The organism is Kitasatospora sp. MBT63, assembly GCF_000710465.2.
In the GTDB taxonomy this organism is placed as follows: Bacteria; Actinomycetota; Actinomycetes; order Streptomycetales; family Streptomycetaceae; genus Kitasatospora.
Window position 1 is genome coordinate 1 of sequence record NZ_JAIZ01000191.1, and the last position, 10,134, is coordinate 10,134.

8 protein-coding genes are annotated in these 10,134 nt (G+C 75.0%); 4 read left to right on the plus strand and 4 right to left on the minus strand.

What is annotated here, in order from left to right:
• Window positions 1-2,239: MMPL family transporter (locus tag AA75_RS13420; protein WP_063794348.1), on the minus strand; the 2,239-nt coding region annotated here is incomplete at its 3' end.
• Window positions 2,240-2,378: 139 nt separating this feature from the next.
• Between AA75_RS13420 and AA75_RS13425 the strand changes: the two genes are divergently transcribed.
• Window positions 2,379-3,065, plus strand: coding sequence for a response regulator transcription factor (locus tag AA75_RS13425; RefSeq protein ID WP_033820196.1), 687 nt, complete (start codon window positions 2,379-2,381; stop codon window positions 3,063-3,065).
• Window positions 3,062-4,462, plus strand: a complete 1,401-nt coding sequence (locus tag AA75_RS13430) for a HAMP domain-containing sensor histidine kinase (protein ID WP_033820197.1) — start codon at window positions 3,062-3,064, stop codon at window positions 4,460-4,462. Before AA75_RS13425 ends, AA75_RS13430 begins: the two co-directional genes overlap by 4 nt.
• Window positions 4,463-4,549: 87 nt before the next feature.
• Here AA75_RS13430 and AA75_RS13435 read toward each other — a convergent pair whose 3' ends face one another.
• Window positions 4,550-5,146, minus strand: coding sequence for an HD domain-containing protein (locus AA75_RS13435; protein ID WP_033820198.1), 597 nt, complete (start codon window positions 5,144-5,146; stop codon window positions 4,550-4,552).
• Window positions 5,147-5,272: 126 nt separating this feature from the next.
• Between AA75_RS13435 and AA75_RS13440 the strand changes: the two genes are divergently transcribed.
• A complete protein-coding gene (locus AA75_RS13440) occupies window positions 5,273-6,232 on the plus strand; it encodes a D-2-hydroxyacid dehydrogenase family protein (protein ID WP_033820202.1) in 960 nt (319 codons plus the stop codon).
• Window positions 6,233-6,272: 40 nt separating this feature from the next.
• Here the strand turns inward: AA75_RS13440 and AA75_RS13445 are convergent, their stop codons facing one another.
• Together AA75_RS13445 and AA75_RS13450 are read right to left on the minus strand one after the other, a co-directional pair.
• The gene (locus AA75_RS13445; RefSeq protein WP_051812278.1) at window positions 6,273-6,746 is read right to left on the minus strand and encodes an NUDIX hydrolase; all 474 of its coding nucleotides are present in this window, start codon (window positions 6,744-6,746) and stop codon (window positions 6,273-6,275) included.
• Between the two features lie 91 nt (window positions 6,747-6,837).
• Window positions 6,838-8,328: an SDR family NAD(P)-dependent oxidoreductase gene (locus AA75_RS13450; RefSeq protein WP_033820199.1), complete on the minus strand. Its 1,491-nt coding sequence runs from the start codon at window positions 8,326-8,328 to the stop codon at window positions 6,838-6,840.
• Window positions 8,329-8,514: 186 nt separating this feature from the next.
• Here AA75_RS13450 and AA75_RS13455 point away from each other — a divergent pair, with 186 nt between their 5' ends.
• Window positions 8,515-9,273, plus strand: coding sequence for a trans-aconitate 2-methyltransferase (locus tag AA75_RS13455; RefSeq protein WP_033820200.1), 759 nt, complete (start codon window positions 8,515-8,517; stop codon window positions 9,271-9,273).
• The last annotated feature ends 861 nt before the right edge of the window (window positions 9,274-10,134 follow it).

The following is a 10,134-nucleotide window of genomic DNA, read 5'->3' on the forward strand; positions in this document are numbered from 1 at the left end:
GCGGCAGCAGGCGGTCCAGTGGGCGCGGGAGCCACCAGTTGGCGCGGCCGAACAGGTACATGGTCGCGGGCACCAGCACCAGCCGGACCACGGTCGCGTCGATGACGACGCTGACACCGAGACCGAGCGCGAGCATCTTGACCACCGCGTTGCTGGAGAGCAGGAAGGCCAGGAAGACACTGGTCATGATCAGCGCCGCGCAGGTGATCACCCTGGCGGTGGCGGCGAGTCCGGTGGCGACCGCCAGGTGGTTGTCCCCGCGGTGCAACCAGGTCTCGCGGATCCGGGACAGCAGGAACACCTCGTAGTCCATCGAGAGCCCGAAGGCGATCGCGAACATCATCATCGGCACGTAGGACTCGACCGGGACCTTCTCGCCCACACCCAGCAGGCCGCCGCCCCAGCCCCACTGGAAGACCGCGACCACGACGCCGTACGCGGCGCCGATCGAGCAGAGGTTGAGCACCGCTGCCTTGACCGCGACCAGCAGGCTGCGGAACACCGTGAGCAGCAGCACGAACGCCGCCGCGACCACGATGCCGATGATCAGCGGCAGCCTCGCGACCAGGGTGTCGGTGAAGGTCTGCCCGGCCGCCGTCGGCCCGGTGAGGTAACCGGTGGCGCCGCTCCCGGCCAGCGCGTGCGGCAGGGCCGTGCCCTGGAGGGTGTGGATCAGCGCCGAGGTCGCCCGGTCCTGCGGGCCGGTCGCCGGGGTGACCGTGGTGATCAGCAGCACCCCGTCGGGGCTGGTCACCGGCCGGCCGACGGAGGCGACACCGGGGACGGCGGCCAGCTCGCGCCCGATCCCGTCGGCGAGCCGCCCACGCCCGGCCTGGTCGGCGACCAGGCGGCTGTCCAGCTGGACGACCACCGTCAGCGGGCCGTTCGCGCCCGGCCCGAAGGCCTCGCCGATCAGGTCGTAGGCCCGGCGGTCGGTCCGCCCGGCGGGCTGCGCGCCCGCGTCGACGTGGCCGAGCTGCAGCGAGGCCAGTGGGACGGCGAGCACGCCCAGTACCAGCAGTCCGCCGGACAGGAACAGCCAGGGCCGCCGGCCGACCAGCGCCGCCCAGCGGTGCCACACGTCGGAGCCGCCGGTCGGCTCGGCGACCGGGGTGCGCACCCGGAGCCGGTCGATCCGGTGCCCGAGCAGTCCCAGCAGTGCGGGCGTCAGCGTCACCGAGGCGGCCGCGGCGACCAGCACGGTCAGCCCGGCGGCCGCACCCAGCGTCCCGATGAACCCGATGCCGGAGGCGAACAGCCCCGCCAGCGCCATCGCCACGGTGGCGGCCGCCACCAGCACCGCCCGGCCGCTGGTGGCCACCGTGCGCCCGACCGCCTCGGTGGGCTCCACCCCGGCGTGCAGCAGCGCCCGGTGGCGGGTCACCAGGAACAGCGCGTAGTCGATGCCGACGCCCAGACCCATCATCGCGGCGAGCGTCGGCGCGGCCTGGGCGAAGTCGAAACGGGCCGCGAGCAGCCCGAGACCGCCCAGCCCGGCCGCCAGCCCCAGGACGGCGGTCAGCAGCGGCAGACCGGCCGCCGCGACGCTGCCGAAGCCGATCAGCAGCACCAGCACGGCGACCGCCAGCCCGATCGCCTCCGAGGCCCGGTCGGCCGACTTCGGTGCCGCCAACTGCCCCAGCGGGTCGCCGTACTCGACCGTGACGCCGTCGGCGCGCAGCGGCCCCACCGCCGCGTCGACCCCGGCCAGGTAGGACGGGTCGAAGGCGGCCGGGGTGGTGGCGAAACGTACGGTGACCAGCGCGGTCCGGCCGTCCGCCGACACCGCGCCGGGGGTGGCCAGCGGATCCGACACCGCGAGCACGTCGGGCAGCCGGCCGAGGGCGTCCACCGCCGAACCGACCGCGGCCCGATGGTCGGAGACCGGCCCCCCGGACCGGATCACCAGGGGTGCGGCGACCCCCGCGGTGGTACGGCCGCCGTGGTCGCGGAGCAGATCGCCGCCGGTCTGGGTGGCGGTGCCCGGCAGCGCGAAACTGTCGGCGAAGGTGCCGCCCCAGCGGGCGTCGGCCACCCCGAGGCCGGCCAGCAGCGCGGCCCAGACGACGATCACCGGCCAGGCCCGCCGGGCGCACCAGCGCCCGGTCCGGTGCAGCAGGCCGGGGCGGGTCGCCGCCGCGGCCCCGGGAGCGGGAGCGGGAGCGGGTGCGGGTGCGGTCCGGGTGGGTGGTGACGGCCGGTCGACGGGCGCGGGCCGTTCGGTGGGTTCGGTGGTCATGGGGCCCCACCCTGTGCGACACCGGTAAGGACGGCGTTGGCGGATTGTTCGGGGAATGTACGGGCCGCGGTGCGGGCCGCGGCCGGGCCGGCCGGCCTGGCTAGCATCGGTGGCGTTTCCGCACGTGAGAGAGGTAGCGATGACCGAGTCCCGGGGTCTCGTCCTGGTCGTCGAGGACGAGCGCCACATCGCCGACGTCCAGCGGCTGTACCTGGCCCGCGAGGGCTTCGGCGTCCACGTCGAGAGCGACGGGCGGGCCGGCCTCGCCGCGGCCAGGCGGATGCACCCCGTCGCGATCGTGCTGGACGTCGGCCTGCCGGGCCTGGACGGCATCACCTTCTGCCGGGCCCTGCGCGACGCCGGCGACTGGACGCCGGTGCTGCTGGTCACCGCGCGCGGCGAGGAGGCCGACCGGATCCTCGGGCTGGAACTGGGCGCCGACGACTACCTGACCAAGCCGTTCTCGCCGCGGGAACTGGTGGCCCGGGTCAAGACGGTGCTGCGCCGGGCGGCCGGCCCGCCGGGGGCGGCACCGGGCGGGGTCGGCCGGCTCAGCGTCGACCCGGTCAGCCGCACCGTGCGCCGGGACGGCGAGCCGGTCGAACTCACCGCCACCGAGTTCAACCTGATCGCCCACCTGGTCCGGCAGCCGGGACGGGTCTACACCCGCGAGCAGCTGCTCGCCGAGGTCTGGGGCTACCCCGGCTACCGCGACACCCGGATGGTCGACGTGTTCGTCTCGCAGCTGCGCGCCAAGCTCGGCGACGCCAGCCCGATCCGGACCGTCCGCGGCGTCGGCTACAGCGCGACGGACCCCGGCCGGTGACCGGCGGACGGCGGCCGCGCACCTCGCTGGCCCGGACCCTGGTGCTGCTGACCACCGCGGTCGCCGCCCTCGCGGTGGCGCTGACCGGGCTGGTCGCCTGGCAGACCGCGGCGCACGGCGTCGAGCAGCGCGAGCGCGACCAGCTGGCCCGCCAGGCGACCGTGCTCAGCCGGCTGCCCAACCTGTCCGGGCTGCTCTTCAACGGCGCCCAGGCGCTCGGCGGACCCAACGGCGTCGAGCTCGCCGTCATCACCCCCGACGGTTCGGTCAGCGGCACCGCCACCCCGGCGGTCGGCACCGCCGCCAAGGCCGACCTGCTCGCGGGCCGGCCGGTCTCCACCACCGCCGTGCTCGGCGGCCGCGAGGTCCTGCTGGTCGGGGTGCCGGGGGCACGCGGCGGCGCCGCCGTCCTCACCGAGCCGTACACCGTGGTCGAGCAGAACACCGGCCGGATCCGCCGCAACACCGTGCTCCCGCTGCTGGCCGGCATGGTCGGCGCGGCGCTGGCCGGCGCCCTGCTGGCGCGCCGGATCGCCCGCCCGCTGGTGTCGGCCGCCGAGGTCGCGCACCGGCTGGCGGGCGGCGAACGCGGGGTGCGCGCCACCGTCGGCGGACCGCGGGAGGCCGCCGAGATCGGCCACGCCCTCAACGTCCTGGACGGCGCCCTCGCGCGCAGCGAGAACCGCCAGCGCGACTTCCTGCTGTCGGTCTCGCACGAGCTGCGCACCCCGCTGACCGCGCTGCAGGGCTACGCGGAGGCGCTCGCCGACGGCCTGGTCGAACCGGCCGGGGTACCCGAGGTCGGACAGGTCCTGGCGGACGAGACCCGGCGCCTGGACCGCTTCCTCGGCGACCTGCTGGACCTGGCGCGGCTGACCGCCGACGACTTCCGGCTGGAGTGCGGGCCGACCGACCTCGGTGCGCCGGCCGCCGAGGCGGCGGCGTTCTGGGCCGGCCCCGGGGAGCGGCTCGGCGTGCAGGTGCGGCTCGAACTGCCGGAGCGGCCGGTGGTGGTGGACACCGACCCGTTCCGGGTGCGGCAACTGCTGGACGGGCTGGTGCAGAACGCCCTGCGGGCGACACCGGGCGGCGGCCGGGTGGTCCTCGCGCTGAGCGCGCCCGACGGCGGCGGGGCCCGGCTCCAGGTCCGCGACAGCGGGCCCGGCCTGACCGAGGAGGACGTCGACGTCGCGTTCGACAGCGGCGCGCTGCACGGCCGTTACCGCGACACCCGCCCGGTCGGCAGCGGCCTGGGTCTCGCCATCGCGCACCGGCTGACCGGCCTGCTCGGCGGCACCGTCACCGTCGAGGGCCACGGCCCCGAGGGCGGCGCGGCCTTCACTGTCACCCTGCCCACGGCGCCGCCGGACCCCGGCGCACCCGGCCGGCGTACCTGACTGAGGGGCGCACCTGCCGGGTGTACCGACCGGGTGTACCGACCGGCGGCCGGATCCCGGTGACCGGCGGCGCGGCCCGGCCGGTGCTCAGCGCGGCAGTGGCGCGCCCTGCTGCCAGGCGTGGCCGTACTCGGCGACCAGCGGGTCGAGGTCGGGGTGGCCGAACTCGTCCACCAGCGCGTCGAAAGCGGTGACCTTGTCCGGCCCGAACTGCGCCAACCGGCCCGCGTAGGCGGCGACGTCGAGGAAGCGCGGCGGGGTGCTCTTGGAGTGGAACTTGTCCGCGTACATCACCAGCCGCTCCTCGACCGTCCCGGCGAGGTAGTCGCCGAGCGGGATCGGCAGCTGCTGGGTGACGATGTCGTCGCAGGTCAGCCCGACGCCGGTGTGGCAGGAGGCGAAACGGCACAACTCCTCCGGCAGGCCCTCGGCCCGCAGGAGCTCGTGGCCGAGCACGCCGTGCCGGATGTACGCGCCGGTGCCGACCCGGTAGACGCCGATGTCGTGCAGCAGCGCACCCACCTCGACCAGGGCGGTGTCGACCGGCTGCCCGGCGCGCTCGGCGAGCCGGAGCGCGATCCGGGCGACGATCTCGCAGTGGGTGAGCACCAGATCGAGGGCTTCGGGGCCGGGCGCGTACTTCTCGTGCAGCGCGCGCACGCTGCTGACGGTCGGCAGGATCACCCGGGCAGCCTAGCAATCCGTGCCGACCGGTCCGGACCCGTCCGGCGGAGGCGGCCACGGCTCCGGATAGGCTGCGTGACCAGGGCGGCCGACGCCTGGAACGGCGGCCGGGGCGAGGGAGCGACGATGACGCTGCGCTGTGCGGTGCTGGACGACTACCAGGAGGTCGCCCGGTCGGCCGCCGACTGGTCCCCGGTCGAGGACCGGGTCGAAGTCCGGTCGCTGCGGGAGCACTTCACCTCGGTGGACGGGCTGGTCGAGGCGGTCGGCGACTGCGAGATCGTGGTCGCGATGCGGGAGCGCACGCCGTTCACCGCCGAGGTGTTCGCGCGGCTTCCCCGGCTCCGGCTGCTGATCACCTCGGGTATGCGCAACGCGTCGATCGACCTCGCGGCGGCGGCCGCCCACGGTGTCGTGGTGAGCGGTACCGCGAGCTTCTCCCAGCCGCCGCTGGAACTCACCTGGGCGCTGATCCTCGGCCTGGCCCGGCAGGTGGTCCCGGAGAGCGCCGCCGTACGGGCCGGCGGCCCGTGGCAGAGCACCGTCGGCACCGACCTGTACGGGCGGCGGCTCGGCCTGCTCGGCCTCGGCAAGATCGGCGGCGAGGCGGCCCGGATCGGCCGGGCCTTCGGGATGGAAGTGACCGCCTGGAGCCGCAATCTGACCGCCGAACGGGCCGAGGAGGTGGGAGCCACCCTGGCGGCGTCCAAGGAGGAACTGCTGGCCGGCAGCGACTTCGTCTCCGTCCACCTGGTCCTGAGCGAGCGGACCCGGGGCCTGCTCGGCGCGGCCGAGCTGCGGCGGATGCGGCCCACCGCCTACCTGGTGAACACCTCCAGGGCCGCGATCGTCGACCAGGACGCGCTGGCCGAGGCGCTGCGCGAGGGCTGGATCGCGGGCGCCGGGGTCGACGTCTTCGAGACCGAGCCGCTTCCCGCGGACCACCCGTACCGTTCGCTGCCGAACCTGCTCGCCACCCCGCACCTCGGGTACGTGACCGAGCGCAACTACCGGACGTACTACGGCGAGGCGGTGGAGGACATCGCGGGGTTCCTGGCCGGGACGCCGGTCCGCCGGCTGGCCTGAGCCGCCGAACTGCCCGACTGGAGACGGATGTGACGGTCGGTCAGTCGGAGGCGGGCCGGATCCCGGATGGGAGCAAGGGGTAACGGTGGGCGCCCGCGGGGTCGGTGAGGCCCGGCAGCCAGCTGCCGAGCACCAGCGCCGAGGGGTAGAACAGCGGCGCGGGCAGCGCGTCGAGGGCGAAGCGCTCCCAGCCGGCGCAGGCGTGCGGTTCGGTGACGACGGCGGGGGCGTCGCTCGGCGGGGCGAGGACGGCGGCGGTGAGCCGGGGCCGGCCGCCCTGGTGGTCGAGCAGGACGGCGAGCACCCGCATCGCCGCCGCCGGCAGCACGATGCCGGTCTCCTCCGCCAACTCCCGGGCGGCGGCCTGCTCGAAGGACTCGCCCGCCCGGTCGGCCTTGCCGCCGGGCAGGCCCCAGCTCGGCTCCTCGCCGGCCGTGGTCCGCCGGCCGAGCAGCACCCGCCCGTCCGTCGTCGGGACGATCACGCCCGCCCCGATCACCGGTACCGCCGCCACCCCGGTCACCTCCCGCCCGTCGCCTGCCGCACTGTCGCCCGGGACCGATCCGATCCGCGCGCCGCCGGGCCGCGCACCGCGGACCCGCCTGCTACCAGGGGGCCTTGGAGTAGTCCTTGAGGAAGCAGCCGTACAGGTCCTCGCCCAGTTCGCCGCGCACGATCGGGTCGTACACCCGGGCGGCGCCGTCGACCAGGTCGAGCGGGGCGTGGAAGCCCTCCTCGGCGAGGCGCATCTTGTCGGGGTGCGGCCGCTCGTCGGTGATCCAGCCGGTGTCCACGCTGGTCATCAGGATGCCGTCGGTCCGCAGCATCTCGTCCGCGCTGGTGCGGGTGAGCATGTTCAGCGCAGCCTTGGCCATGTTGGTGTGCGGGTGGCCGGCGCCCTTGTAGCCGCGGTTGAAGACGCCCTCCATCGCGGAGACGTTCACCACGTACTTGCGGCGCGCGGTGGACGCGGCCATCGCCGGGCGCAGCTGGCTGATCAGGATGAACGGCGCGGTGGAGTTGCAGAGTTGCACCTCCAGCAGCTCGACCGGGCCGACCTCGCTGACGGTCTGCACCCAGCTGTTGGTGGCGTCGAGGTCGGGGACCAGCCCGCCCGCGTCGATCGCGGTGCCGGCGGCGATCCGCTCGGGCGTCGCCGAGCCGGCGACCAGGGCGAGCGCGGTGACGTCCTCGGCGGTGACCCGGTCGGTGTCGCCGGTGGCCTGCGCGGGCAGTGCGGGCAGGTCGACACTGCCGCTGCCGTACCGGCCGATCACGGTGGACGGGGGCAGTTCGCCGGCCGGCAGCGGTGCCGACTCGGCGGCGATCAGTTCGCGGTAGGCCGCGGGGGAGCGCCGGACCGTCTGGGCGGCGTTGTTGATCAGGATGTCCAGCGGGCCGTCCGCCGCGACCTCCTCGGCCAGCGCCATCACCTGCGCGGGGTCGCGCAGGTCGATGCCGATGATCTTGAGACGGTGGATCCAGTCGGCGCTGTCCGGCATCGCCTTGAAGCGGCGGATGGCGTCGTTCGGGAAGCGGGTGGTGATCGTGGTGTGCGCGCCGTCGCGCAGCAGCAGCAGCGCGATGTACATACCGATCTTGGCCCGCCCGCCGGTGAGCAGCGCCCGCTTGCCGGTCAGGTCGGCGCGGGCGCCCCGGCGGCTGTGGTTGAGCGCGGCGCAGTTGCGGCAGAGCTGGTGGTAGAAGGCGTCCACCTCGACGTAGCGCTGCTTGCAGGTGTAGCAGGAGCGCGGGCGCTCGAGTATCCCGGCGATCTCTGTGACGGTCTCGGTGGTGAGGCCGAACGCGCCGGCCGTCTCGTCGTCGATCCGGCCCGGCGCGCCGGTGGCGGTACGGGAGGTGACGTCGCGGTCGTTGGCGGTCTTGCGGGCCCGGGTCTCCTGGCGGCGGCGCTGTTTGAGGGTGCGGAAGATGCCGCCGACCGCCTTGCGGACGGTGATCGCGTCCGGGTGGTCGACGTCCAGCTCGTCGAGCTCGGCGAGGACGCTGAGGCAGAGCTCCAGCCGTTCCGGGTCGATGCCGGGGCCGTACTCGATCTCTTCTGCTGCGTTCTGGATGTCCGCGCCCGCCGTCATGACCGCTGTTGTTCCCTTGTCCACATCGCCGATTCTCCCGGCGAACTCTACGGGAGCGGCCGGTGAAGGGGCGAAAACCCGCACCCCGGTAATGGTCTATCGCCGCTTGTGACTATTACCGATCTCGCCCTATGATCCGTAAGGGCCCAGCGGGGTCTGAGTCTCTTACCTGGGAGGGGTGTCCCCATGAACGGCACGGACCGCGAGTACTGGGACGACTGGCAGCGCAGCTGGGACCGGCAGCAGGAGTGGTACCTCCCCGACCGCGAGGAGCGCTTCCGGGTGATGCTCGACACGGTCGAGGCCCACGCCGGGCCCGCCCCCCGAGTGCTCGACCTCGCCTGCGGCACCGGCTCCATCAGTGAGCGGCTGCTCGCCCGCCTGCCCGGCGCCGTGAGCGTCGGCGTCGACCTGGACCCCGCCCTGCTCGCCATCGCCGAGGGCCACTTCGCCGCCGAGCCCCGCCTCACCCTGGTCACCGCCGACCTGCGCGACGGCGCCTGGGCCGGGCGGCTCCCGCCCGGCCCGTACGACGCCGTGGTCACCGCCACCGCGCTGCACTGGCTGCCCGCCGCCGACCTGGTCCGCCTCTACGGGGACCTCGCCGCCCTGCTGAGCCCCGGCGGCGTCTTCCTCAATGCCGACCACACCCCCGAGCCGGCCACCCCCTTGCTGAACGCCGCCGACGAGGCGTTCCAGCAGCGCCGGCAGCAGCGGGAGCGGGCCGCCGGGGCGCTGGACTGGAGCCGGTGGTGGGCCGCGGCCGCCGCGGACCCGCTGCTCGGCGACCTGGTCGCGGAGCGCCGCGAGATCTTCGGCGGACACCGGGACCCGGAGCCCCGGCCGGCCGCCTGGCACACGGCCCGGCTGGTCGACGCGGGCTTCCGGGAGGCCGGTGTGGTGTGGCGCTCGGTGGCGGACTCGATGGTCGCGGCCGTCCGCTGACCTCACCGCCCGGCGCCGGGGCTGTTCGGGGGCCCGAGGGTCCGGTGCCGGGCGGTGACGCGGGTCACCCGACGGGGGTGCGGGGCTCCCTGGCGGCGAGACGGGGGTCACGTCGGAGTGCGCGGCGGTGCCGCCGGAGGAGGGGCGGGGGGTCGGCCGGTTGTGGCCTCAACTCCGCTCGCTCCTAGGCGGGTTGGGGGATCCCGAAGGCGCGGAGGATCTTGATTTATGACCGTTATGTCCGAATCGTCCGTCTCGCCTGTGAGCTTTCCCACGGCGAACGGGCCGGTGCCGGGTGTTGGGCCTGCCGACGGGTCGTCATGGCCGCTGTCCGGTAACGGAATGCACAATTCCGGATGAGCTGACTGACGGGGCGTCGGGACCCCCTGGAGGCGGTTGCTCCGGGGGTGGGGGTCCCGCAACATCGAGGGAGCGCTCCGGCCGGTCGGTACCGGCGGACGCCACCCGGCGCAGTCGGCCCCGTCATCGAGCGGGCCGTGACCCGGGCCGCACTCCGGCCCGCTGCGCAGTCGGCGGGTCGGACCCCGTCGCCGTACATCGGCCGCCCAGTGCGCGGCGCTCCGTGCTCCGCACGGGCTCTCGGCTGTCCCGAGGCGGTGTGCGACCCCCACGACCCAAGAGGTGCTTCAAGCGTGCGTGCCATCAGCCAGGGGCGGCTTCGGCTGTCGAACATCCGAATGCACCACCCCCGCCTGCCCGACTGCTTCCTCGCCGTCGGACTGACCGGTGCGGTGGCCGTCGGCCTGGCTGTCCCGGCCAGCCAGGCGTTCGCCGCCGAGGCGGCGCCGGCCCCTGCTGCGGCCGCCGCCGCCGCTGCCGCGCCCGCCGCCCAGGACCCCG